The organism is Alphaproteobacteria bacterium LSUCC0719 (assembly GCA_040839025.1).
In the GTDB taxonomy this organism is placed as follows: Bacteria; Pseudomonadota; Alphaproteobacteria; order Puniceispirillales; family Puniceispirillaceae; genus UBA8309.
On the sequence record JBFPJN010000005.1, the window covers coordinates 134,340 to 159,330 of the forward strand.

28 protein-coding genes are annotated in these 24,991 nt (G+C 60.4%); 15 read left to right on the forward strand and 13 right to left on the reverse strand.

Features of this window, described 5'->3' with window-relative positions; genetic code table 11:
• Positions 1-141 precede the first annotated feature (141 nt).
• The 8 genes from AB3X55_10525 to AB3X55_10560 form a co-directional block, all read right to left on the reverse strand.
• Positions 142-627, reverse strand: a complete 486-nt coding sequence (locus AB3X55_10525) for an ATP synthase F0 subunit B (GenBank protein MEX0504018.1) — start codon at positions 625-627, stop codon at positions 142-144.
• Positions 627-1,226 carry a hypothetical protein gene (locus AB3X55_10530; GenBank protein MEX0504019.1) on the reverse strand — a complete coding sequence of 200 codons (600 nt, stop codon included), beginning with the start codon at positions 1,224-1,226 and terminating at the stop codon, positions 627-629. The genes AB3X55_10525 and AB3X55_10530 overlap by 1 nt, the downstream gene beginning before the upstream one ends.
• A 75-nt stretch (positions 1,227-1,301) precedes the next feature.
• Positions 1,302-1,529 (reverse strand): ATP synthase subunit C family protein, encoded by a 228-nt coding sequence (locus AB3X55_10535; protein MEX0504020.1) that lies wholly within the window; start codon positions 1,527-1,529, stop codon positions 1,302-1,304.
• A 99-nt stretch (positions 1,530-1,628) separates the two neighbouring features.
• Positions 1,629-2,372 (reverse strand): F0F1 ATP synthase subunit A, encoded by a 744-nt coding sequence (locus AB3X55_10540; protein ID MEX0504021.1) that lies wholly within the window; start codon positions 2,370-2,372, stop codon positions 1,629-1,631.
• Between the two features lie 44 nt (positions 2,373-2,416).
• Positions 2,417-2,818, reverse strand: coding sequence for an AtpZ/AtpI family protein (locus AB3X55_10545; protein ID MEX0504022.1), 402 nt, complete (start codon positions 2,816-2,818; stop codon positions 2,417-2,419).
• Between the two features lie 267 nt (positions 2,819-3,085).
• Positions 3,086-6,505 (reverse strand): AAA family ATPase, encoded by a 3,420-nt coding sequence (locus AB3X55_10550; protein MEX0504023.1) that lies wholly within the window; start codon positions 6,503-6,505, stop codon positions 3,086-3,088.
• 57 nt (positions 6,506-6,562) lie between these two features.
• Positions 6,563-7,207: a DsbA family protein gene (locus tag AB3X55_10555; GenBank protein MEX0504024.1), complete on the reverse strand. Its 645-nt coding sequence runs from the start codon at positions 7,205-7,207 to the stop codon at positions 6,563-6,565.
• A 75-nt stretch (positions 7,208-7,282) separates the two neighbouring features.
• A complete protein-coding gene (locus AB3X55_10560) occupies positions 7,283-7,750 on the reverse strand; it encodes a DUF721 domain-containing protein (GenBank protein MEX0504025.1) in 468 nt (155 codons plus the stop codon).
• A 136-nt stretch (positions 7,751-7,886) separates the two neighbouring features.
• Here AB3X55_10560 and mutY point away from each other — a divergent pair, with 136 nt between their 5' ends.
• Positions 7,887-8,942, forward strand: coding sequence for an A/G-specific adenine glycosylase (mutY, locus tag AB3X55_10565; GenBank protein ID MEX0504026.1), 1,056 nt, complete (start codon positions 7,887-7,889; stop codon positions 8,940-8,942).
• Between the two features lie 72 nt (positions 8,943-9,014).
• On the opposite strand, the gene purH is transcribed toward mutY, so the two are convergent.
• From purH to AB3X55_10580, 3 genes are all read right to left on the reverse strand, one after another.
• Positions 9,015-10,571 carry a bifunctional phosphoribosylaminoimidazolecarboxamide formyltransferase/IMP cyclohydrolase gene (gene purH / locus AB3X55_10570; GenBank protein ID MEX0504027.1) on the reverse strand — a complete coding sequence of 519 codons (1,557 nt, stop codon included), beginning with the start codon at positions 10,569-10,571 and terminating at the stop codon, positions 9,015-9,017.
• Positions 10,572-10,691: 120 nt separating this feature from the next.
• Entirely contained in the window at positions 10,692-12,308 is a 1,617-nt protein-coding gene (locus AB3X55_10575) for a heparinase II/III family protein (protein ID MEX0504028.1), read from the reverse strand.
• Between the two features lie 39 nt (positions 12,309-12,347).
• Entirely contained in the window at positions 12,348-13,718 is a 1,371-nt protein-coding gene (locus AB3X55_10580; protein ID MEX0504029.1) for an RsmB/NOP family class I SAM-dependent RNA methyltransferase, read from the reverse strand.
• Here AB3X55_10580 and AB3X55_10585 point away from each other — a divergent pair.
• The 14 genes from AB3X55_10585 to AB3X55_10650 all read left to right on the forward strand — a co-directional run bounded on the left by AB3X55_10585 (position 13,717) and on the right by AB3X55_10650 (position 23,955).
• A complete protein-coding gene (locus tag AB3X55_10585; GenBank protein ID MEX0504030.1) occupies positions 13,717-13,878 on the forward strand; it encodes a DUF1674 domain-containing protein in 162 nt (53 codons plus the stop codon). The two genes, AB3X55_10580 and AB3X55_10585, sit on opposite strands and share 2 nt — an antisense overlap.
• A 30-nt stretch (positions 13,879-13,908) precedes the next feature.
• Positions 13,909-14,250 (forward strand): DUF1491 family protein, encoded by a 342-nt coding sequence (locus AB3X55_10590; GenBank protein ID MEX0504031.1) that lies wholly within the window; start codon positions 13,909-13,911, stop codon positions 14,248-14,250.
• 64 nt (positions 14,251-14,314) lie between these two features.
• Positions 14,315-15,334 carry a tRNA dihydrouridine(20/20a) synthase DusA gene (gene dusA, locus AB3X55_10595; GenBank protein MEX0504032.1) on the forward strand — a complete coding sequence of 340 codons (1,020 nt, stop codon included), beginning with the start codon at positions 14,315-14,317 and terminating at the stop codon, positions 15,332-15,334.
• A gap of 42 nt (positions 15,335-15,376) precedes the next feature.
• Positions 15,377-16,006, forward strand: coding sequence for an inner membrane-spanning protein YciB (locus AB3X55_10600; protein ID MEX0504033.1), 630 nt, complete (start codon positions 15,377-15,379; stop codon positions 16,004-16,006).
• 144 nt (positions 16,007-16,150) lie between these two features.
• A complete protein-coding gene (locus AB3X55_10605) occupies positions 16,151-16,855 on the forward strand; it encodes a corrinoid protein (GenBank protein MEX0504034.1) in 705 nt (234 codons plus the stop codon).
• Positions 16,856-16,862: 7 nt separating this feature from the next.
• The gene (locus AB3X55_10610; GenBank protein MEX0504035.1) at positions 16,863-17,495 is read left to right on the forward strand and encodes a DUF1638 domain-containing protein; all 633 of its coding nucleotides are present in this window, start codon (positions 16,863-16,865) and stop codon (positions 17,493-17,495) included.
• A gap of 2 nt (positions 17,496-17,497) precedes the next feature.
• A complete protein-coding gene (locus AB3X55_10615) occupies positions 17,498-17,812 on the forward strand; it encodes a virulence factor (protein MEX0504036.1) in 315 nt (104 codons plus the stop codon).
• Between the two features lie 18 nt (positions 17,813-17,830).
• The gene (locus AB3X55_10620; protein MEX0504037.1) at positions 17,831-17,953 is read left to right on the forward strand and encodes a hypothetical protein; all 123 of its coding nucleotides are present in this window, start codon (positions 17,831-17,833) and stop codon (positions 17,951-17,953) included.
• Positions 17,954-17,985: 32 nt separating this feature from the next.
• The gene (locus AB3X55_10625; protein MEX0504038.1) at positions 17,986-18,903 is read left to right on the forward strand and encodes a methylenetetrahydrofolate reductase; all 918 of its coding nucleotides are present in this window, start codon (positions 17,986-17,988) and stop codon (positions 18,901-18,903) included.
• Between the two features lie 27 nt (positions 18,904-18,930).
• Positions 18,931-19,833: a methyltetrahydrofolate cobalamin methyltransferase gene (locus AB3X55_10630; protein MEX0504039.1), complete on the forward strand. Its 903-nt coding sequence runs from the start codon at positions 18,931-18,933 to the stop codon at positions 19,831-19,833.
• Between the two features lie 15 nt (positions 19,834-19,848).
• Positions 19,849-21,879: an ASKHA domain-containing protein gene (locus AB3X55_10635; GenBank protein MEX0504040.1), complete on the forward strand. Its 2,031-nt coding sequence runs from the start codon at positions 19,849-19,851 to the stop codon at positions 21,877-21,879.
• A 345-nt stretch (positions 21,880-22,224) separates the two neighbouring features.
• On the forward strand, positions 22,225-22,884 hold the full coding sequence (locus tag AB3X55_10640; protein ID MEX0504041.1) for a hypothetical protein: 660 nt from the start codon (positions 22,225-22,227) through the stop codon (positions 22,882-22,884).
• A 5-nt stretch (positions 22,885-22,889) separates the two neighbouring features.
• Complete coding sequence (locus AB3X55_10645) at positions 22,890-23,507, forward strand: DUF488 family protein (GenBank protein MEX0504042.1); 618 nt, start codon at positions 22,890-22,892, stop codon at positions 23,505-23,507.
• A gap of 13 nt (positions 23,508-23,520) precedes the next feature.
• Positions 23,521-23,955, forward strand: a complete 435-nt coding sequence (locus AB3X55_10650) for a DUF488 family protein (protein ID MEX0504043.1) — start codon at positions 23,521-23,523, stop codon at positions 23,953-23,955.
• 56 nt (positions 23,956-24,011) lie between these two features.
• On the opposite strand, the gene ccmD is transcribed toward AB3X55_10650, so the two are convergent.
• On the reverse strand, positions 24,012-24,200 hold the full coding sequence (ccmD, locus tag AB3X55_10655; protein MEX0504044.1) for a heme exporter protein CcmD: 189 nt from the start codon (positions 24,198-24,200) through the stop codon (positions 24,012-24,014).
• Positions 24,200-24,949, reverse strand: a complete 750-nt coding sequence (locus AB3X55_10660; GenBank protein MEX0504045.1) for a heme ABC transporter permease — start codon at positions 24,947-24,949, stop codon at positions 24,200-24,202. The genes ccmD and AB3X55_10660 overlap by 1 nt, the downstream gene beginning before the upstream one ends.
• Positions 24,950-24,991: the final 42 nt, after the last annotated feature.

The window sequence follows — 24,991 nt, forward strand, 5'->3', positions numbered from 1 at the left end:
CGTGCCATCTTACTATCCTGATAAACAGCCGAAACATCCGGCCGAAATGAAAAAGGGACGGGCCCACCGGAGGCGCGCCCATCCCTTGTTGTTCATGTTGCGTGTTGCCGATCGGCCGGATGGACGATCGGCTGCGCAGGATCAGTTGAGCTTTTCGATCTCGGCCGCCGATTCATCAATCAGGGCAAGGCTGGATTTGTCGTCCAGCTTTGATGTGATGATCTGGGCTGCGGACGCAATCGCAAGCGTCGATGCTTTCTCGCGAAGTTCCGATACAAGCGCGGCTTCCGCTGCCTTGATCTTGGCAGTTGCCTGCTGTTCGCGACGCTTGATGGTCTCTTCAGCAGCCTTTTCCGCATTTTCGCGAATCCGCTCGGCGGTGGCCTCGGCCGTCTTCAGGATGGCCTTGGCCTCCTCGGCGGCTTCACGGTGCAGACGCTGGAACTGATGAAGTTCATCCAGCGCCTCTTCACGAAGCGCGCGCGCCTCGTCCAGCTCGCTGCGAATTTTCGTTGCCCGCTCGTCAAGCATGGCTGACAGGGCGGCACCGGCTTTTTTCCATACCAGGGCAATGAAGACGACAAAGCCGACCGCCACCCATACGGATTCCATCACAATGCCTTCCATCACACAGCCTCCTGCACGGCCATCGATTTGGCCGCGGCCTTTACCACCTTGTCGGCTTGTGCCTTCGTCACCTTGACACCGGCGATCTGGGTCGCAGCGTCAATGGCGGCTTCGGCAGCAATGTCCGTCAGGTTGTTCTCGGCTTCGGCACGTGCCTCGGCAAGCGCAGCTTCCGCCTTGCCGATCTTTGTCGCCATTTTCTTGGCGGCCTTCTTTTCGGCAGCGTCGCCTTTTGCCTGTGCCTCGACCGCGGCATTGCGCGCGAATTCGGCAGCCTCGTTGCGGGCCTGGTCCAGGCTTGCCTCGTAGTCGGCGCGTGTCTGCGCCGCCTCGGTGCTGGCCTCGCGTGCGCGTGCCAGATCCTCGTCAAGACGCGTGCGTCTTTCTTCGAGTACCGATCCGATGCGCGGCGTCACCACCCGGGCCATGAAAATGTACCCAATGGCGAAAATGACGACGAGCCAGAACAGCTGTGACGGCCAAGTACCGATCTTCAGCTGCGGAAGCCCGGCTTCACCGCCAGCCGCGTGTGCTGCCGATGTGGCTGTCGCCATCACCGCGAAAAGGGCCTGACCTGCCCATGCGTGCACTCTTCTCATGCCAGTCTCCTTGATGGGCACCTGTGCCGGAACATTGCCCGGCACGGGTACCGCATTCGGGTCCGGAAAGCCGGCCTAGAGGGCGAACAGAAGCAGCAGCGCAACAACCAGCGCGAACAGCGCGATAGCTTCAGTCAGGGCAAAGCCCAGAATGCCGATGCCGAACACTTCACCGCGGGCTGCAGGATTGCGGGCAATCGAAGTCACAAGAGCGGAGAAGATGTTGCCGATACCGACACCAACGCCGGCAAGAGCGATCACAGCCAGTCCGGCACCGATCATTTTTGCAGCTTCTACTTCCATTTTCCTAGTCCTTCCGTAGGTTTTGAATCAATTCACAATTATCGTTGTTTCTCAGGGCCGCTTTTGAACGTCAGCGGTTAACGTTACGCCACGCTGTGCCTAGTGAAGATGCAGCGCGTCATTCAGATACATGCAAGTCAGGATGGTGAAAACATAGGCCTGAAGCGCTGCCACCAGCACTTCCAGACCCGTCAGGCCGACAAGCGCCAGGAAAGGCAGCAACGACCCGGTCATGGCAATTCCGCCGGCGCCCGAAATCATCACCGCAAGACCGGCAAACACCTTCAGCATTGTGTGTCCGGCAAGCATGTTGGCGAACAGTCGGACAGACAGGCTGACCGGGCGCACAAAATAGGAAATCACCTCGATGACGATCAGGAACGGGATCAGCACCTTTGGCGCACCCTGCGGCACGAAGAAGCTGAAGAAATGCAGTCCATGCTTGAACAGGCCGATCAGCGTCACGGCGATGAAGATGAACCCGGCCATCGCAAAGGTCACAATGATCTGCGATGTAAATGTATAGGAATAGGGGATCAGCCCCAGCATGTTGCCGAAAAGCAGGAACACGAACAGGGTAAAGACAAACGGGAAATAGGCGCGACCGTCATTCCCGACATTGCTTCGCACCATATCGGCCACAAATTCATACATCATCTCGGCCGCGCCCTGCATCCGTCCGGGGACCAGTTCGCGGTTGCGCATCGCGCTGAACAGGAAGCCGCCGCCAACAAGCATGGCCAGCAGCATGAACAGGCTGGAATTCGTAAAGGAGATGTCGAAGCCGCCAGCATTAAGCTCGATGATCGGTTTGATCTCGAACTGCTCAACCGGGGAATGCATGCCCTCAGAAGCCATTGGTCGGTCGTCCTCTCACTACCTGACGGCTATTTGCCGTCCTGCTTGTCTTCATGCCCGGCATCCTGCCGATGCTCGTCAAAATACCCCGCGGCCATGCCGCGTCCCGACACCATGCGCCAGACATTCAACATGCCGGCAGCAGCGCCGAGAAAGAACAACAACACCAGAAACAGCGGTGATGTTCCAAACCAGCGATCAAGCACCCAGCCGATGAACGATCCGACCATGACGCCGGCAACAAGCTCTGTTGCCACACGCGCCAGAATGGCCCCTGCACCGGCTGGCAGACCGTGACGGTCGGGCCCGCGCGCCTTTTCGGCTCTGTCTTCCTGCATGCGGTCAATGCGGCGCTCTAGTTCCTGCAGGCGGTCATCGCCGCGGTGCCGTTCATTGTTGTTCATGTCAGTATCGTCACAGAGGCCGGTCATGACCGCAAGCCAACCCAGCAAGCTGGTGTCAGGCCCGTGGCCACAAGACAAAAGACGGTGTGCCGTTGCTCATCCCGTGCGGTTGATGTCCATGCGACCGGACCCGATTTCCCCCGCACAAGGCGGCGTCATCCGGAGCCCGAAATCGCGCACAAAATAGGGGTGGGGCTCGACATTTGTCAAGCTTTCAATCGGGCGTGATTTTGTCAGCAAATCCGTGGGTTTGACTGTGTGACAAAGTGGCCCTGACATGGGGCTCGTATCTGATCAGGCTACAGCGGCGTCGCGGATTCGCTCGGCGGTCTGCAAATCGACCGAGACAAGTTTCGAAATGCCGCGCTGTTCCATGGTCACACCGAACAACCGGTCCATCCGCGCCATTGTCATCCGATGGTGCGTGATCACCAGGAAGCGTGTGCTTGTCTTGTTGGTGATTTCCCTGAGCAGGTCGCAGAATCTGGTGACATTGGTGTCATCAAGCGGGGCATCGACCTCATCGAGAACGCAGATTGGCGCGGGATTGGTCAGGAACACGGCAAAGATGATCGCCAGCGCGGTCAGTGCCTGTTCACCACCGGACAGCAGCGACAGGGATTGCAGCCGTTTACCGGGTGGTTGTGCCAGAATTTCGAGACCGGCCTCCAGCGGGTCATCCGACTCGGTCAACTGAAGTTCCGCCGTGCCGCCACCAAACAGGATCTTGAACAGATCCTTGAAATGGGTGTTGACCTCGGCAAAGCTGCCAAGCAGCTGTTCGCGGCCCTGCCGGTTCAGCTTTGCGATGGCGGTACGAAGTTTTTCAATGGCGGCAACAAGGTCTTCCGCCTCGGCTTCCATTGTTTCAATCCGCCCGGCAACTTCGGCCATTTCGGTTTCGGCGCGAAGATTGACCGGGCCGATATTGTCGCGCTCGCGGATCAACCGCCGTACCCGGTCCTCCAATATGCCAAGCTCGGGCAGGGTTCCGGCATCCTGTGCCTCGGCAAGTTCGGGAAGCCCTTCCGGCGTGCAGCCAAGCTTTTCACCAATCAGTTCGAAAATGACGCGCCGGCTTTCCTCGGCGCGCTCGCGCATGCCTTCGGCCCGGATCAACTGCTCGCGGCTGGCCGCCAGCGCGGCATCCGCGTCTCGCTGCGCCGCTTCGGCCTCTGCAAGTGCCGTTTCCGCCAGGCTCAGGGCATCCGCCGCCACCTGCCGTGCGGTCTCCGCCGCGTCCAGCCTGTCTGCCATGTCATGTCGCCGCGCGGTGATTTCGTCTGGCATCGCGGCAAGCCGTGCCTGTTCGGCTTCGGCTTCGGCAAGACGCGCCTGCATCTGTTCCACGCGGGTCGCGGCCCCGGCCTGGCGTTGTTGCCATTGCGCCGCTTCCTGCTGGCAGCTTGTCAGCCTGTTACGCGCGGCGCGCAATGTCTCGGCAAGACGCGATTCGGACTGCATCGCCTCGGCCAGCCTGCCGCGTGCGGCCTCGGCCTGCTGGCGGGCGTCTTCCTCGGCGCTGGCAAGGGCTGCATCATCGCCAAGCGCCGCCGCACTGGCATTGGCGGTGGCAAGATCGGCGTTCATGCTGGTGATGGCGTCGTCGAGTTCACTTGCACGTTGGTGTGCCGTATCCAGTCGCAGACGGGCACTTTCCTCTTGCTGACGCGCTGTGGCTCTGGCCGCTTCGGCGGCTTCGGTGGTCCCGCGCTGGTCGGCCAGTGCCTCGCGGGCGCTTTGCAGCCTGTCCTCGGCGGCGGTGGCAGCCTCGGTCTGTGTGGTTTCGGTGGCGGTGGCCGATACCAGATCAGCCTGCAGGCTTTCCAGCCGCTGGCGCTGGCGAATGCGCTCGGCACTGCTGTCCTGGGCGGCGCTCCGGCGCACAAATCCGTCCCAGCGCCACAGACCGCCATCACGGGTTGTCAGCGCCTGGCCCGGCTGCAGCGACGGATGCATGGACTGGGCCTCGGACGCGCTGTCGACAACGCCAACACCGGCAAGTGCCGTCGTCAGTTCCGGTGCGCCGCTGACAAAATCCGCCAACGCTACCGTGCCGTCAGGCGGGCTGAGCGACGGCGCGTCAGTGCCGCCACGCCAATAGGCCGTTTCACCTGTTCCTGCCGGTGCGGCCAACTCCTCGGCAAGATAGGCCGTCAGAGCCTTTTCCATGTTGCCACTGACAGTCAGGCTGTCGAGGATCGGTGTGTCGGCGCTGCTGTCAGGGCCAGTCAGGAGATAGCTCAGGGCATCGATTTCGGCCTGTAGTCTGGCTGTCCCGGTTGCCGCATCACGCCGTGCGGCAAGCGCGGTTTCGGCGGCCGCCTGTGCCTCGGCAAAGGCCTTTTCGGCGGCGTCGAGGTGCTGGCGTGCGGCGGTGGCCGCCTCGCTCGCAGAGCTGAAATCGGCCTGTGTTCTGGCAGCTTCCTCCTGCAGCGAGTCCAGCGAAATATCGCCAAGGGCCGCGCTGGCGGCAGCCAGGCGGCGTTCCAGATCGGTAATCCGCGTGGCGAGTGCGTCGCGGGTGGCGGCCGCGGCCCGCACCTGGGCGGCGGCGTCGGCAAGCCGGGCTTCGGCCGTGCCGGCTTCCTCGCGCACGGCGGCAAGCTGCTGCGCCGCCTCTTCACGCTGCGGTGCTGCATCATCAATCTGTACCTGCAGAGCATCCGCCTCACTGCCAAGCCGGGCCATCGCTTCGTCGGCATCGCTGCGAAGCGAGGTCTCGCGCGCAATGTCGTCACGCATCTGATCCTGCTGCCGGACCCCGCGTTCAATGGCGTCGCGTATGCGCGCCTCCTCGCGGTCAAGTTCGTCGCGCGTGATGGCAAGGCGCTGATATTCGGCAGCGCGCGCCACTTCCGCCTCGCGCAGTTCCGGCAAGGCGGCGGCGCGTTCGGTGCGAACCGTCGCGCTGGCGGCCGCGGCCCCGGTCAGGTCGGCGGCGGCGGCCTGGGCGGCTTTCAGTGCCGTATCGGCCTCGGTCCGTGATGCTTCGGCGGCATGCCAGCGGGCCATGAGAAGCTGTGCGTCCGCTTTGCGAATCCGGTCGGCAACAGACCTGTAGCGTGCGGCCTGGCGTGCCTGTTTGCGAAGTGAGTCGCGTTGTTCGACAAGGCCGGCAATGACGTCATCAAGCCGTTCCAGATTTGTTTCGGCACCACGCAACCGCAATTCGGCTTCATGGCGGCGGGCATGCAGCCCTCGAATGTTGGCAGCTTCCTCAAGAAGTGCCCGGCGATCCACTGGCCGCGCACCGACAATGGCACCGATGCGCCCCTGCGAGACGATGCCGGACGAGCGCGCGCCGGTCGCGGAATCGGCAAACAGAAGCTGCACATCCTTGGCCCGCGCCGGCTTGGCGTTGACGAAATAGCTGCTTCCCTTGCCACGTTCGATCTTGCGCGTGATCTCCAGCTCATCCTCGCCATTGAACTCGCTTGGCGCGCTGCGATTGCTGTTGTCCAGATGCAGGGTGATTTCGGCAAGGTTGCGGGCCGGACGCTGTTCGGTCCCGGAAAAGATCACATCGTCCATTTCCGAGCCGCGCATCTGCCGGGCATTGCTTTCGCCCATGACCCAGCGCAGACCCTCGACGATATTGGATTTGCCGCACCCGTTCGGACCGACAATGCCGGTCATGCCCGACTCGATCTCAACCTCTGCCGCGTCGGCAAAGGACTTGAAACCTGTCATTTTCAGGGTACGGAAAATCACAGACGGCCACCAGACCCTGTCAGGAAACACAACTCGGAAAACATGGCTACCGCCGTCTCATGCCCCATAGGCGCTGAGCAGTTCGGCAAATTCATCATAATTCCTGTTGCCGGAAATTGTCAGATCATCATTCACGACAAATGACGGGGTGGCGCTGATTTTCCAGGCGTCCATACCTTGCTGACGAAGATCGACGATACCCTCCAGCAGCGGCCTGTTGCGCATGATTCCGTTGAATTCATCAGCGCTGATACCGGCAAGCCGTGCCATCTTCTGAAGTTCGGCAACCGGATCGGCGGCACGCACCCAGACAGGCTGTTTGGCAAGAAGCATCTTGACCAGAGGGAAGAATTTCGATTCCGGCACGGCGCGGACCAGCGCGTGCGCACGCAGCGCCAGACCGTCAAGCGGGAAGGGGCGCATCTCGAACCGGACTATGCCTTCATCGATCAGCTTGGCCTTCACCTTGGGAAAGGTGTTGTTATGGAAATCGGCGCAATGTCCGCATGTCATCGAGTAATATTCCGCCACCCTGATCGGGGCGTCGTCATTGCCGACAAAGCGTGGTGCCAGCGCGCGATCAAGCAGATCGTCACTGGCAACGGCGCGCGGCGCAACAGCGACCAGCGACGTGGCACAGGCAGTCATCGCGGCAAAGCGTCGTCGAGACAGGACGGGCGTGGTTTCTGGATTCGGTTTCATGGCGTCACAATAGCCAAAGCAAGGGCTGTGGGCAATGCAGATTCACACCGCGAAAACCAAGATTCGGCCCGGTCCTCAGCTGCCCTCAGCCCGGCCAAGACGGCGCAGTGCGGCGCGCACTTCAGGGGATTTGATTTTCTCAAGCCTGGCGTCAAGTTCCCATATCGATTCGGCAAGCGGGGCGGGTGGCGGCGCTGGATGATGTTTTGGTGTTTCCGGTTGCGGAACAAGCGTCTGGACGAACACCACCTCGGCAACGGCACGATATCCAAAGGTGGCATTGACCCGGTCCATGATCGGCTGTTTCATCTGCAGCGCGATCGGCCCGTAACCACTGGCGATTGCCACCTTCAGCGTGCCCCCTCCGCGACGCGACAGGTTCAGCTGGGTGGGACGGCTCCAGCTGGCCATATCGCCGGCAATCTGACGCCAGTTGGATACCAGGCGGCTGATCACAAAGCCACGTTCACGCACACTTGGCGCGACCATGCCGTCAACCAGCCTTGATAGGCGTGTCATGCGGTGTCGGCGATCGGCGGTCATGCCCGGTTATCCCATATTGTGTGACGAGGTGACAGAATGATGACGCAGGTCAAGACTAGCACACAGATGCCGGTGCGACCATTGTGATGCTGGCTGGCAATTGAATGGCGGGGAACGCTATGCCAGTCTTGGCGCCATGAGCAAAGCGACCTTTCCCGCAACGGCTGTTTTCGACTGGTATGACCGTCATGGCCGCCACCTGCCCTGGCGGCATCGCTGGCCGGATCTGGCACCCGCCTATCATGTCTGGCTGTCGGAAATCATGCTGCAGCAGACGGTGGTCGCGACGGTCATTCCCTATTTTCTGGAATTCACCAGACGCTGGCCCGGCGTCTGCGACCTTGCGGCTGCCGATCAGGACGAAGTGATGGCGGCCTGGGCCGGGCTTGGTTACTACGCACGGGCGCGCAACCTGCACCGCGCCGCCAGAATGGTATGTGACGATCTCGATGGTGCGTTTCCCGATGATGTTGACGGGCTGCGTCGTCTTCCGGGAATCGGCCCCTATACGGCCGGGGCTATCGCGGCAATCGCCTTTGGCCGCCGCAGTACGGTTGTCGATGGCAATATTGAACGGGTTCTGGCGCGGTATTTTGCGATCTCGACACCGCTCCCTGCGGCCAAGTCCGAAATTGGCGGCCTCTATGACGCTATCCTGCCGGCAGACCGTCCGTCGGACTTTCCGCAGGCGCTGATGGATTTCGCCAATGCCGTCTGCACGCCGCGCAACCCCGGTTGCATGGCCTGTCCGTTGGCCGAGGGATGCGCGGCAGGCCATGCCGGCACGCCCGAGCAGTGGCCTGTAAAGGCACCCAAAAAGACCAAGCCGGAACGCCGCGGCATTGCCTTTGTCGCAATGGATGGTGACGGTCAGGCATTCATGGTGACACGGCCTGAACGCGGCATGCTTGGCGGCATGCTTGCCTTTCCATCCGCCGGATGGACCGGTGAAGACGGTCCCTATGACGTCGACAACCCGTTGGCCAGCTCACCTTTTGCTGCCGATTGGCGGATGGCCGGTGAAAGAGTCAGCCACGTGTTCACGCATTTCACCCTGACAATGGATGTCGCGATTGCCGAATGTCCCGCAGCCACCCCAACGGAGGACTGGCACGCTGTGCGACCGGCAAGCCTGCCGACATTGATGCGCAAGGTCTGGACCGTTGCCCGTCGACAGACCACACGCCAATAGCTGCAAAGAATGGGCGCAAGCAGGGGGCGCGATGCGCCATCTACCCGCGGCTGGGATCAGTGATTGCCGTGATCAGTGATTGAAGTGCCGCATACCCGTCATCGCCATTACGATTCCAGCCTCATCGGCGACGGCAATCACGGTTTCGTCAGCCTTTGATCCGCCCGGCTGGATCACGGCCGTGGCCCCCGCATCGATCAGCGCCGCCAGCCCGTCGGCAAACGGAAAGAACGCATCCGATGCCGCCACAGATCCGATTGTTCTGGGGGTCTGCCAGCCATTGTGGGTGGCTGCATCACGTGCCTTCTGGGCGGCGATGCGGGCCGAATCGACGCGGCTCATCTGGCCGGCCCCGACCCCGACCGTACACAGATCGCGGGCAAAGACGATGGCGTTGGATTTCACATGTTTGACCACGCGCCAGGCAAACATCATGTCGGCAAGCTGGGCGGCATCGGGCAGGGCGCTGGTAACGATTTTCAGATCGGCGGCGGTGATCATGCCGCTGTCGCGCGACTGCGCCAGAAACCCGCCACTGACCGATTTGATCTTCACCGCGTTGCTGTCCGCTGTCGGCATGGCACCTGTTGTCAGCAGACGCAGGTTGGGCTTTTCAGCCAGAATGGCGCGTGCCTGCTCGTCGGCATCCGGCGCAATCACCACTTCGGTGAAGATGCTGGTGATACGGCGGGCTGTCTCGCCGTCAAGCGGCATGTTGGCGGCGACAATGCCACCAAAGGCGCTGACCGGATCGGCGGCAAGCGCCGCGTCCCATGCCTCGCCAAGCGATCCTGCCGAGGCAACCCCGCACGGGTTGGCGTGTTTGATGATCGCAATTGTCGGATCGGTGAATTCGGCGGCCAGTTCGAAGGCCGCGTCGGTGTCGTTCAGATTGTTGTAGGATAGCGGCTTGCCCTGAATCTGGGTTGCGCTTGCGACACCGGGCCGGGCCGGACCGGCGGCATAGAGGGCGGCCTTCTGGTGCGGGTTTTCGCCATAGCGCAATTCCTGAAGCCGGCGCCCGGCAACGGTCATGGACTCACCCAGCCCGTCACCCGCCATCCAGTCGGCGATGGCCTGGTCATAGGCGGCGGTCCGCGCATAGACCCGGCCGGCAAGACGGCGGCGTGTTTCCCGGCTGACCTCACCGGATGTGGCCAGCTCGTCGATCACACCGTCATAATCTGCCGGGTCGCACAGCACGGTGACAAATTCATGGTTCTTCGCTGCAGCACGAAGCATCGCCGGGCCGCCAATATCGATATATTCGACAAGGGTTGCAAAATCGTCGGTTTTCGCCCGCTGCTGTTCAAACGGATAGAGATTGACCGCCAGCAGATCGATTCCCTCGATTCCCTGTTCCTGCATCGCTGCAAGATGCGCCTCATTGTCCCGCCGTGCCAGCAGACCGCCATGAATATTGGGATGAAGGGTCTTGACCCGTCCATCCATGATTTCAGGAAATCCGGTGACCTCGGCAACATCCGTGACCGCAAGCCCGGCCTCGCGAAGCGTGGTGGCGGTGCCGCCGGTGGACAGAATTTCAAAACCCTGCGCGACAAGGCTTGTGGCAAAGTCAATAAGGCCGGTCTTGTCGGAAACGGACAGAAGGGCACGCCGTGATGTCATGCTGAGGTTGCTCCGGTGTTTGCTGAAAAACTCGCCTGCCTTATGGCAAAGCCGCCGCCGAATGGCAATGCGAACCGGCACTGTGGTGTCATCTTTATGTGCTGTTGATGAGGCGCGCGGCTATTGTGCGGTGCGGGTGAAAGCCCATTTGATTTCGTGCGAGCCCATGGTGCGAATGTCGCTGATCATGGCTTTGACGACAATCTGCTGGCTTGCCTGGCGAACGCCGTCTTCGAAATAGACTGAATTGTCGACATCGACCAAGCCACCAGACGCCTTGAAGGTCCAGCCAATCCGGCTGCCCCGGATTTTCATCAACACGGTGCCATTTGGCAGTGGCGCGGCGGTGATCCGGGGATGGAGGTGAAAACGGGCATAGGCAAGGTTGGGTATTTCCCCCGGTGCGCCGGTATATTCAAGCGTGTCCGACCCCCGCAGATTGGTGCCGCCGGTTCGCAGGTATAGTTTGCGATGGTGAAGAATGCCGTGCGATGCCTCAAATCCGTCATGTGAGGCAACGGCAAGAAGCCCGGATTGCGCTTCGCCAACCTCGACGCCGGACACCGAGGCGACTCGCCCATCCTGAAGTCGTGATGAATTCTGATTGTCCAGCCCGACCGTTGAATGTGCCGCTGTCGAACACATGACTCTGCGCAGCGTTGGATCCGTCATCATCTGACCCGAATTGACAATCATTCTGGTCTGGCCAACGCTCATTTCGAACCCCAGCGTGCCAAGGCCGGTCACGGTGTCGTCGCCGGCCCTTTTCGGCTCGCCGGCATCCATGATCACAACGGTACGGCCACTGCCAATGCGAAGGAACCCGCTATAGGGTGCCTGCTGCATGGTCTTGTTGCGGGTTCCGGATCGGGACAGGGTTTCCTCGATGATGTTTGTCGGCAGTCTGCCGGCACCATTGAAATGCGCCAGACTTCCATCGCCATGACGCCACATCCGAACAATCCCCCCCATCCGGTCAATCGTCTCGGCAAGCTCGGTTCCGTCGGCACCGGCAAGGCTTGTCGCCATGCGGATTTCGACGAGCCGGCGCAGCAAAAGAATATGCCTGTCCGGCATGCGGCTGACATGGCCGCCATCGGGAAGGATGACAGCAGCAAGCTTGGGCATCAGGATATCGAGAAGGGCGTCGAGTCGGGTCGCATCGGCACCCATCGCGGCCTCGGCAAGGGCAAGCCCGCATAGCGCCCCGATCTGGTCATCCAGGCTGCGCATCCGCCGCCAGTCAATGGCAAGGCATCGCAGCTGCATTTCCACCGATGCGGCAAGCCTTTGCTGAAAATCCTCATCAGCGGAAATGCCGTACCAGCCGAAATTCAACGCCAGATGTGCCAGCCGTGCCCCCATGATGTCGGGACGCCAGTCGGGAAGGTGCCAGGTCTGATTGTCGGCAATCCACCGCGTGATCAGTTCCCGGGCCTTGACGCGCGCTGTGTCGCCACCCTCGGCACGCAGGTGACGCAGCCAGCCAAAGCGCGCGCCGTCTTCGTCATTCCAGGCTGGGACGGTCTGTCCCGTCGCCAGCCCCGCACCGCTGTGTGTCTCACCCTGCCACGGATCCTGCAGTCCGGCACGCATCAGGCTTCGCGGCGCGCCACGGATCTGCCAGCCGAACAGGCCGCTCTGGCGGTACAGCCGTTCAATGCCGGACAGTCGCATGGGGCTTGATGGCCGCATGGGCATGGTCGCTGCCGATTGACTGTCGTCACGCCCCGCCATCACCTGCTTCCCTGCTCCTGTCGCTTGCCAAACCGGATTTTATCCATGCCTGGATTTCAACCTGGCAATATAGAAGCCGTCAACACCGCCAAACGTTGCAAAATCCGCGGGCACAATCCGCAGCGTCCCTGCCTCTGTCAGCGCCGGCGCAAACCATCCGGCTTCCTGTGGCAGGACAGGGTCAATCATCATGTGGCTGTCTGGTCGGCGCAAATAGGCGTCGATGATGGCTTCTCCTTCTTCATGCTGAAGCGAACAGGTGGCGTAAATAAGGCACCCGCCCGGCGCCAGCCATTCGCCGGCCGCGGCAAGAAGTTCGCTCTGGGTCTTTGCAAGTTTTTCGACATCTGCAGCTGTTCGATGTCCCGGCACGTCGGGACGGCGGCGCAGCGTTCCGGTCGCCGAACAGGGCGCGTCGATCAGCACGGCATCAACCTTGTCTTCGGGCCGGTAGCGACGTCCGTCCGTCTGAACAAGCTCTGCCGTCATGTTCAGGCGTTGCAGGTTCCGCCGCAGAATTCTCAGCCGTCGCTCGGATGTGTCGATGGCGGTCACCTGCGCGCCGGCGGTGACAAGCTGGGCTGTCTTGCCACCTGGCGCGGCGCACAGATCGACAACCCGGCGTCCGGCAATGTCGCCGAACAGGCGTGCAGGCAATGCGGCGGCGGCGTCCTGAACCCACCATGAACCGTCCTCAAAGCCGGCAAGCTGTGTCGGGTCGCCGTCAAAATCACGGCGAACTGTATGTCCGTCGACAAGAATACCATCAAGCTGTGCCGCCCAGTCGGTCGGGTCACGCAAGGGCGTGATATCCAGCGGTGGCGGCACCATCGCCAGTTCCATGGTCTGACGGGTGCGTTCCCGGCCCCAGTGATGGTGCCATGACTGCAGGATCCAGTCCGGCAGGTTGTCTTCCGGATTTGTCGTGGCCAGGATTTCAATCCCATCACGTGACAGGCGTCGCATCACCGCATTGGCAAGCCCGGTCATGCTGTCAAAACCTGCCGCGCGCATCAGATCCACCGTGCTGTCGACGGCGGCATGGGCCCCGGTTTCAAGAAACAGCAGCTGTGCCGCGCCCAGACGCAATATTTCGACGGCGTCCCGGCTGCGCCCCGCCGGACGTTTGGTCATGATCTGGTCAAGCACCCTGTCGATCTGTCCACCGCGACGCAGTACCGTTGTCACCAGCAGCCGGACAAAGGCACGGTCACGCGGTGCCAGATCGCCGGTATGGCGCAGCCCGTCATCCAGATGTCGTCCCCCGGAAACGTCCTGCAGCGCCCTGAAAGCGGCCAGACGGCTGGCAACGCCGCTCTTGGCCATCTTGTGGGGTGCAGGTGATGCTGATGGGGTGGCCGTATGGCTCGGCTTGTTTTTACGCATGTCACGGGGCATATAGGTTTTCATGGACACTGACAAGACAGACACCGCACGCAACACCGATCCGGCACAGCCCGAACGACCGGAAACCGACCCGGATGTGCCGGTTGAGGTCAATGGTCCGAAAGGTCCGGAACCAACACGCTATGGCGATTGGGAACAAAAGGGTCGCTGCAGCGATTTCTAGAATGCGGACAGCTGGCATGTGGACAGGCCGATGATGGCACGGATGAAAACCGAAATGCTGGTCGGTGCCGCCCTGCGGATTGCCGGTGGCGAATTGATCGACTGTGTTGTGCTGCGTCGGGGCAATGCCGAGGCCGGTGCCATTCTTGTTCATATCGATGCGCTGGATGGTCGGCATCGTCTGCTGGCGCGATCGCTGGAATTTGACGGCAGCTATGGATGGAGACCCGTTGTTGGCGGGCTGCATGATGATGGCTGGGTTGGCGAGGACACGGTGGAGACCAGATTGCGACGGGAAATGGAAATCGACCCGGACGCATGGGTTCTGGCCATACAGGATAGAAAGGCGCGCAATCCCTTTGATCTTCTCTGACCGTCCTGCCGGCTGAGCTGCCGCGCGGTGGCTTCGCCTGCCGACTTGTTATATAGAAGGGGCCATGACAGACAACACGACATCAGGTCCAGCGCTGGACCGGCGCCTGTGCGTGGCGCCGATGATGGATTGGACGGACCGGCATTGTCGGCACTTCCACAGCCACATCGCGCCCGGCGCCCTGCTGTTTACCGAAATGGTGACGGCAGACGCGGTGATCCACGGTGATCGTGACAGGTTGCTGGCGCAGGCCCCCGAAGACATCAACGCCGGCGTTCGCGTGGCGCTGCAGCTTGGTGGCAGCGATCCGGACAGACTTGCCGAGGCAACAAATCTTGCCGCCGGTTACGGCTATGCCGAAATCAACCTGAATGCCGGCTGCCCGTCTGACCGGGTGCAGTCCGGGCGGTTTGGTGCCTGTCTGATGGCGGAACCGAACCTGGTTGCAGACTGCATGGCGGCGATCAAGGCCGCCACCGATCTGCCGGTGACGGTGAAATGCCGGATCGGGATCGATGATATGGACCCCGAGGCGGGTTTGGATCATTTTGTCGATACGGTGACCGCGGCCGGCGTCACGGTGATCTATCTCCATGCCCGCAAAGCCTGGCTGAATGGTCTCAGCCCGAAGGAGAACCGGGATATTCCGCCGTTGGATTATGACCGTGCCCACCGACTTGCCGAACGCCGCCCGGACCTTGATATCATTCTGAACGGGGGCCTCGACACAGTGGATGTGGTGATGCCGGAGCTGGACCGCTTTGCCGGTGTCATGCTTGGCAGGGCCGCCTATCGCACGCCGATGATCCTGGCTGACCTTCTGGCTGCCATGGATCGCCGCATGATGCCGTCGCGGCTTGAAATTGCCGGTCGGATGGCGGATTACGCTGACCGTCAGGTTGCCGAAGGGGTGCCGCTGCACACCATCACGCGCCATATGCTGGGCCTCTATCACGGCCAGCGCGGGGCGCGGCTGTGGAGACGCCATCTTGGCGAAGAGGCGCGCAACCGCCGTGATGGTGGCGGGCTGATCCGCGAGGTTGCCGCCGCCTGCGAGGCGATGATGACCGGCATTGCCGCATGATGTCCCCGTATCCAACGCCCCGACCGACCTGGAGCCAATGACGTGAACGAACCTGTAAATTCAGACCAGAACAACCCCCAGGATAGCCGCGCCGGCACCGATTCCGGGTCCGGCGAACGCTCGCCTGCAGAACGGCCGGGCCGCAAAATGCTGCTCGATCTCGGTCCGCTGGTGGTGTTCTTTGCCGTCAATTACATGACCGGGGATTTCATGCTGGCGGTGAAGGTGCTTGTCGGCACAACCATCGTGGCGCTGGCGGTAGGCTGGGTGCTGGAACGCCGGGTTTCGATGATGGCGCTCGTCGGCTGCATTGCAGTGGCATTTTTTGGCGGGCTTTCGGTCTGGTTCGACAATGATCTGTTCATCAAGATCAAGCCGACGGTGCTGACATGTCTGCTGGCGGCGGTGATCGCCGGCGGCAGGCTGATCGGACGCAATCCGCTTGGTGCCATCATGGGCTCACAGCTTCGCATGTCCGATGCCGGATGGCGCGCCATCAGCTGGGTCTGGGTGGCAATGTTCCTGACCACGGCACTGGCCAATGAAATTGCCTGGCGAACCATGAGTACAAGCGATTGGGTAACCTTCAAGGTCTTCGGAATAACCGCCATTTCACTGGTGTTCACCGCGATCAGCGTGCCCATCATGACGCGACATCAGATTGAAGAATAACGCTGATATCCGCCATATTCCGCCAGCAGTGTCGTGAAACAAATAGATTCGGTCGCGCTTGCCCCACAGTCCGGTGGTGGCATGCCGCAATCCTGAAGTCGCAACCAACCGGCAAAATTGCCGCCTCGACGACGGAGCGATAACATGGCTGATGAAGAGGATATCATCCTTGCCGAGCTGGATGACGATGAACTTGTCCAGCAAATGCATGACGATCTCTATGACGGTCTTCAGGACGAAATCCGTGAAGGTGTCGAGATCCTGCTGGCGCGTGGCTGGACACCCTATGATGTCCTGACCAAGGCGCTTGTTGAAGGCATGACCATTGTTGGAATCGATTTCCGCGACGGCATCCTGTTCGTTCCCGAAGTGCTGATGGCTGCCAACGCGATGAAGGCGGGGATGACAATCCTGCGGCCATTACTGGCAGAGACCGGCGCGCCGAAGGTTGGCTCGATGGTCATCGGCACGGTCAAGGGCGATATCCATGATATCGGCAAGAACCTTGTCTCGATGATGCTGGAAGGTGCTGGATTCGACGTCGTCGATATCGGGATCAACAACCCGGTCGAGAACTATCTCGAGGCGCTTGAGGAACACAAGCCGGACATTCTGGGGATGTCGGCGCTGCTGACGACCACCATGCCTTACATGAAGGTTGTCATTGACGCGCTTGTCGAAAAGGGTATCCGCGACGACTACATCGTTCTTGTCGGCGGTGCGCCGCTGAACGAGGCGTTCGCCGACTCGATCGGTGCCGACGCCTATTGCCGGGATGCCGCGGTGGCTGTCGAGACAGCCAAGGAAATGGTGGCAGCCAAGCGCAGCGGGGAAGCGGCAGCTGGCTGAACACGACATGGCACCAGCGCCGGATTCCGGTCTGACGCTGATCGCCTGTGGTGCGCTTGCGCGCGAACTGCTGACCATCACATCGCAATTTCCGGACGGGCAGGTCGATCTGACCTGCCTGCCGGCATCATGGCATAATCACCCGGAAAAGATTGTGCCCGGTCTCCGTCGCAAGCTGGCCTCGCTTCGGCGCAGGGGACGCCGGGTGGCCGTGGTCTATGGCGATTGTGGAACCGGTGGCGAGATTGACGCATTTCTGGAGTCGGAGAAGGTGGCGCGCATTCCGGGACCGCATTGCTACGAGATGTATCTCCGGCAACCCGATTTTGATGATGAGATGGACCGCGAACTTGGAACCTTTTTCCTGACCGACTACATGGTCAGGCATTTCGAGCGCATCATCATGCAGGGGATGGGGCTGCGTCGCCATCCACAGCTTCGCGATCTTTATTTTGGCAATTATACCCGCGTTCTGTATATCGCCCAGACCGAAGACCCTGCGCTCGAGAAAAAGGCGCGGGCCGCGGCCGGCGAACTGGGACTTGCCTATCAATACCGTTTCGCCGGACTGGGCAGATTTGCGCCCTGGGTAAATGGACTTGTTGATGGGCATGTCATGGCGGACAAGCAAGGAGACTGATGATGGCGCAGCTGATCACCCTCTACTGGCGGGATATTCCGGCACAGGTCATTGCCGAACGTGGCCGTGGTCGCAAGCGCGAGCAGGCAAAAGTCGAACTGCATCGCCGGTTTGCCATCGCCATCGATGCGGCGGCAATGCGCGACGGCGCTGGGTCCACCGATGATTATCTCGCCGAATGGCGTCGCGGTGCGCCTGTGGAATGTGGCGAGGATCTCGAGGCGGAGGCCGCCACCCGGGCAGCGGCGCTGGAGGCGGATTATCCTGCCGAGCGGGTCAGGATACTGGTTGAAAACGGTGGCCGGGAGACCGGCTGATCGGGCGTTGGATGCCGTATGTCGCATCCGGAAGATAGTGGGGCGTCGGCAAGCCATCGCGGGCGTGATGAAATCGCCATGCTGCCGCTCATCGAACAGGATGCCGCGATCATCGCGCCGGCCTGTTGGCAATCACTTTGACTGCGGGCCGTTTCATCAAGCCGGGCCCCGATATGACCATAGGTTCTGAAATGACTGTAGGCACTGACACAATCCGCAAGGCCGCAAGGGACTGGTCGATCGAGGTGACGCCGACAGGGGCGACAAAGATCGAAAGTTTCCGCGACTGTCTTGCCCCCGGCACCAGCGTCAACGTGACCTTTCTGCCGGGAAGTGATCCGCGCGACACAATCGCTGTCGCCGAAAGGCTGCATAATGACGGCATGCGGCCAGTGCCACATCTGGCGGCACGTTCGCTGCAGAACAGGGACCAGCTGGAAGAGCTGCTGACAGCCTTTACGTCACGCTGCGGGGTTGAAGAGGTGCTGTGTATCGGCGGCGGCGTCGACAGTCCTGTTGGTGATTTCACGGCGACGATGGAAGTTCTGGAAACCGGGCTGATCCAGAAACATGGCATTCGCCATATTGGCGTTGCCGGACATCCGGAAGGCAGCCCCGATATTTCCGAAGATCTGGTTACCGAAGCGCTGGCCGCAAAGAATGAGCTGGCGGCGCGGGAAGGCCTCGATCTCTACATCGAGACACAATTCTGTTTCGAGGCCGACATCGTGCTGGACTGGGAACGCCGGGTTCGCGCGGCCGGGAACCGTCTGCCGATCCGCATTGGTATTCCCGGTCCCGCCACCATCAAGACACTGTTTCGCTTTGCCCAGATTTCCGGCATTGGCCCGTCGATGCGATTTGTCGCCAAACAGGCAAAGAATGTTGCCAAGCTGATGACGGTACAGTCGCCGCATCTGCTGATTGCCGGACTTGCCGAGGGCATGGCGGCTGACGAGGACTGCCTGATCAGGCATTTCCATTATTATCCATTCGGGGGATTCGCCCGCACCGCTGCCTATGCCGGTGCGATCGCCGATGGCAGGATCAATCTTCTGCCAAAGGGCGGGTTTGACGTGATCGAAGGCTGACCTTCGGTCGCGAAAGGAGCAAGACATATGACCAACACCGTGATTTCATCCGACAAGCAGGAAATCGTGATCGGCTTTGATTCGCCTTTCTGCGTGATTGGTGAGCGCATCAACCCTACCGGTCGCAAGCTGCTGGCAGCCGAAATGGCGGCCGGTGACTATAGCCGCGTCATTTCCGATGCTGTCGCCCAGGTCGAGGCAGGTGCCACGATGCTGGATGTGAATGCCGGCATTCCGATGGCCGACGAGCCGGCAATTCTGGCCGAATCCATCAGGCTGGTTCAGGATACGGTCGATGTGCCGCTTGCCATTGACAGTTCGATCGTGGCGGCACTTGAGGCCGGACTTGCCGCCTACAAGGGCAAGCCGCTGGTCAATTCGGTGACTGGTGAGGAAGAGCGGCTGGAAGTCGTGCTGCCGCTGGTAAAGAAGTATGGCGCGGCGGTGGTGGCGATTTCGAATGATGAGACAGGAATCTCCGAGGACCCGAATGTACGCTTTGACGTCGCAAAGAAGATCGTCGAGCGTGCCGAGGATTACGGGATCCCGCGCGAGGATGTTGTCGTCGACCCGCTGATCATGCCTGTCGGGGCGATCAATCTTGCCGGTCGCTCGGCGCTTGACCTGATCATGCGGCTTCGCAACGAGTTGAAGGTGAACACCACCTGCGGTGCCTCGAACATTTCCTTTGGACTGCCGAACCGGCATGGCATGAACGCCGCCTTCCTGTCGATGGCGGCAGGGGCCGGCATGACCTCGGCGATCATGAACCCGCTCCATTCGGAAGAAATGACGGGAATCATGGGCGCGAATGTGATGAACGGCCACGACCCGGAATGCCGCAACTGGATCAAGCGGTTCCGTGAACCTGCCGCAGCCGGCGAGGGCGGGCGCGAACGCCGGCAAACGCGGCGGCGGCGCAGCGCCTGATCAGGATCGGTGGCGATGGCTGACGGTGGTTCCGAGATCAAGATTGTTTTCACGCCGTCGGGTCGTCAGGGGCATGTGCCGGCTGGCACAACCGTCCTGCAGGCGGCGCGAAGCCTTGGTGTTGACATCGACTCCGTCTGTGGTGGCCGGGCGCTGTGTGGCCGGTGTCAGGTCAATGTCGGCACCGGCGAGTTTGCCAAACATGGCATTTCGTCGGGTCCGGACAGCCTGTGCGGCGTGACCGCCGTTGAAACCCGCTATGCTGACAAAAAGGGGCTTGCCGAAGGGCGACGCCTGTCCTGCCAGTCAACCCTTGTTTCGGATGTCGTGATTGATGTGCCGCCGGAAAGCCAGGTCCACAACCAGCTTGTCCGCAAGGCGGCAGATGACCGGCAGATCGATATGGATCCGATCATCAGGCTGTGCCTTGTCGAGGTTCGTGAACCGGACATGCATGAACCGTCCGGCGATCTGCGGCGTCTTGTCGAGGCGCTGGAATCCCAATGGCCGGATCGCGTGACCGGCGAGATTGGCTGTGATCTTCATATTCTGCAACAGCTCCAGCCGGTGCTGCGGGCCGGCAAATGGCAGGTGACGGTGGCGCTTCGCGACGGGAACCATATTGTGGGGATCTGGCCAGGGCTGAAGGATCGTGTCGCCGGCGTTGCCATCGATGTCGGATCAACCACCATGTCGGCGCATCTGTGCGACATGGTCACCGGTGATGTTCTTGCCTCGACAGGCGCGATGAACCCGCAGATCCGCTTTGGCGAGGATCTGATGAGCCGGGTGTCCTACGGGATCATGAATCCGGGCGGCCATCTTGAAATGACGGCGGCAGTGATTGACGGGTTGCAGAAACTGATCTCGGGAGCCGCCGAACAGGCCGACATGGCGGTCGAGGACGTGGTCGAGGTGGTTCTTGTCGGCAACCCGGTGATGCATCATCTGCTGCTTGGTATCGACCCGGTCGAGCTTGGCGGTGCGCCGTTTGCGCTGGCTGTCGATACCGCTGTCGAAATGCGGGCCAGCGAGATCGGCCTTGAGGTCAACCGCGGTGCGCGTGTGTATGTTCTGCCCTGTATCGCAGGGCATGTCGGGGCCGATGCCGCCGGCGTGGTGCTTGCCGAGGCCCCGCAGAAGGGTGATTTCAACACGCTGGTGGTCGATGTTGGCACCAATGCCGAGATTGTCGTTGGCAACAGCCGGCGGATGCTGGCCGCCTCGTCGCCGACCGGTCCGGCTTTCGAAGGGGCGCAGATCTCGTCTGGCCAGCGCGCCGCTCCGGGTGCCATCGAGCGGATTCGAATCAATCCAGAAACGCTGGAGCCGCGGTTCCGTGTCATCGGTGTCGAGCAATGGTCTGACGAGGACGGGTTCGACGAGGCGGTGAAGGCCACCGGCATCACCGGCATCTGCGGGTCGGGCATCATCGAGGTGCTGGCCGAGATGTATCTTGCCGAAATCCTGACAAGCGACGGTGTGATCAATGGAGCCAGGGGGGGCGACACGCCGCGGATCGAGGCGGATGGCCGTACCTTTGCCTATCGCATTTCGGACAATGTTGTTGTCACGCAGAATGATGTTCGCGCCATTCAGCTTGCCAAGGCGGCGCTTCATGCCGGCTTTCGGTTGCTGATGGACAAGATGGGTCTGAAATCGGTTGACCGGGTTGTTCTTGCCGGTGCCTTTGGCACCCATATCGACCCGAAATACGCGATGGTGCTGGGGATGATCCCGGACTGCGAGCTGGACAATGTCCGCGCCGCCGGCAATTCGGCCGGGACCGGCGCCCGGATGGCGCTGCTCAACAAGGGCGCGCGCCGCGAGATCGAGAATGTGGTCCGCGACATCGAGAAGATCGAGACAGCCGTTGAGGCGTCCTTTCAGGACCAGTTCGTCAAGGCGATGGCGATCCCGCACCAGTCGGAACCATATGAGCGGCTGTCGCAGGCGGTCCATCTGCCAGTGCGCCAGCTGACACCCGATGATGCGCCGGCAATCGAGAGTGGCCGCCGCCGCGGGGGCCGGCGTCGCGGGCGATAGGATTAACCTGTGTTCCGGGCCGACTATTTTGGTTGGTTTTCCCTTGATCGCACCGCATATTTTCTTACTCTGAGAACTAAGGGGTCGGTCGAATGCTGATCCTTTGGGTTGCTGTTGTTAGGTGCCATCGCCATTAGGCGTTGGCGCGACGGTATGTTGCCAGACCGGTTTGCCGTTTATCGTGACCTGTCACTTTTTCTTCTGACCTTTGATTTGTTTGTTTCAGCGCAGGCCAAGGCTGTCTTCATTTTTCCATCTGGGATTTGAAGAACCGAGCCGATGTTTCTGCCTGAAGGATTTCTCACTCGAGCGTTCTCCGTACCTAACTGGGAATGGAGAAGGCGAATGCCTTATGAAAAAACAATTGTCTGTCTTGCGGGTTCTTGGAGAAAGGGTGGTCGTTGTTTTGCTGGACGAACTTATGAGAACGGCGTGCTGGGTGAATGGATTCGGCCTGTTGGTGCAAAGGACAATCACGAGATTAAAAGCCATCAAATCCGCAAGGACAACGGAGAGCCAACGGCAGTTCTTGATATTGTTTCCATTACCTTTGACACCCCAGATCCTTGCAAACATCAAACCGAGAACCACCGAATTTCCAAGGCTGAGCGTTGGCGTCATGTTGGTCGGATTAATTATGAGAAACTCCTAGAATCCTGTGACTGGCGAGTCAGAGGCATATGGGAACATGAAGACGGCGCTGCGGACTGCTTACCTGCTTATGTCGCTTCCAGATTCGATTATTCACTTTTGCTAAGAAAAGTTGCCGACTTGGAAATCGATGTTTCATATCGTTGGGGGAAGAAACGGCAAAGAGCTTCATTTTGCTATGAAGGACAACAATACAATCTGGTGGTGACTGACCCTTGGATTGAAAGCAGGTATAATTCCATTGGCAGCTATAGTATCGGGGAGGCGATTTTGTGTATAAGCTTGGCCGAACCTTACAAGGACGGACAGTGTTACAAATTAGTAGCGTCTATAATTGTGCCGGAACGGAACTAAACTGGATGGATCGCCCAATTGTTTTCACAGTCGGACATTCAACGCACCCGGTTGAGCATTTCATCAACCTGCTTGACCGGCATCATATAGACGTTGTGGCCGACGTGCGTTCAACGCCCTTCAGTCGCTACAATCCCCAGTACAACCGAGACGAGCTGAAGGGGAATCTTCGTGAAAACGGGATATCCTACGTCTTCATGGGCAAGGAATTTGGCGCGAGGAGTGACGATCCGTCATGCTATCGGGAAGGACGGGTACAGTATGCTGCCTTGGCCACCAGCGAACCGTTTCAATCAGGCGTTGGCCGCATCAACGAGGGTGTCGCCAAAGGTCACCGGATCGCTCTCATGTGCGCAGAAAAGGACCCGTTGGAATGCCATCGGACAATCCTTGTCGCCCAAACGCTTGACCGTGAGGGCTTTGAGATTGCCCATATCCTTGAAGATGGACAGCTTGAAACACACGCCGTGCTAACTGACCGGCTGATCAGCCTGCATAAACTGGGCAATGGCGATCTCTTCATGTCGCGGGACGAGGTGGTTGACAGCGCTTTCAGCCGACAGGAAGCACGTATTGCCTATGCTGCTGAATATCCGTCGAGTGAAAATGCGGCCGAGGGATGAGGGGTGAGGAATGATTGAAATATTTACAATTGGTTTCACCAAGACTACGGCAAGCCATTTCTTTGACCGGCTTCGGCGTTCAGGCGCACGCAGGCTCATTGATGTGCGTCTCAACAATGTTTCTCAGTTGGCGGGCTTCGCGAAGCGGGACGATCTGAAATACTTCGCGTCAGAGCTTTGCGGCATGTCTTATGTTCACGAGCCGGACCTGGCACCAACAAAGGACATTCTTGACGACTTCAAGAAGCGCAGGCAGATGCCGTGGTCGGAATATGAGTCGCGGTTCACAGACCTGATGACAAGTCGAGAGATCGAATCCATGCCAGAGGAACAATTTGATGGCGGGTGTCTTCTTTGTAGCGAAGACAAGCCTCATCACTGCCATCGGCGTCTTGTTGCTGAATATCTTCAGAACAAGTGGGGTCACGTTAAAATCACCCACCTCTAGGATTGGTTCTTGGCACCCTCAGAAATTTGCATTTTTGCTCTGGGCTGTCGGTCTGGCTAGTCAGGCGTGCCGTTGCTGCTGCCGGCGGTGTCAGTATCCTGACCATTCATTTCGGCAAGCTGCCGGGTGGCGGTGCGGGCACGGTGCCAGCTGGCAACGCCAAGCCAGATCATCCCGCCAAGGCTGAGCGCGTAGCAGGGCCAGACAAACCACGCAAATCCGCCCATCTGCCAAAACGCCGCCATCAGGCTGTGCCTCCGTCATCCGCCGTGTCCCTGGCGGCACGGCGAAGCTGCTGCGTGATGATCCGCCTTTCGGTCAGGATGGATTTCATGCGCAGGATCACGATCACCGCAAAATAGCAATGTGTGCCGGCCAGCATCAGCAACAGCGGGGTCAGCATCGCCGGGTCGATTGATACGCCGCCGCTGCGGATCAGGCTGGCCGGTTGATGAAGCGTGTTCCACCAGTCGACCGAGAATTTCACGATCGGCACATTGATCAGGCCGACAAGCGCCAGCAATGCTGCCGGGCGGCTGCCGCGTTCCGGCTGGTCGAAGCCGTTCGCCAGCGCAATCACCCCAAGATAGAAGAAGAACAGGATCAGCATCGATGTCAGGCGCGCATCCCACACCCACCAGGCACCCCACATCGGCTTGCCCCAGAACGCGCCGGTGACAAGCGTCAGAAAGGCGAACATCGCGCCAACCGGTGCCATCGCGCGAAGCGCGACATCGGCAAGCGGGTGTCGCCAGACAATATAGAACAATCCGCACAGCCCCAGCGCGACATAGCCAAGGCTGGCAAGCCAGGCCGCCGGCACATGCACATACATGATCCGCACCGTATCGCCCTGCTGATAATCCGGCGGCGAGGCGACAAGCCCGAAATACAGCCCTGCCAGCAGCAACAGGCTCGCCAGCAGCGTCAAGGGCAGCAACAGCCCGTCGGCAATCCGCATAAAGCGTGTCGGGTTGGCAAGATAATCGAACATCGGCCTTCTCTACACCGTGCCCGGCGGCTGTGACAATGGCGA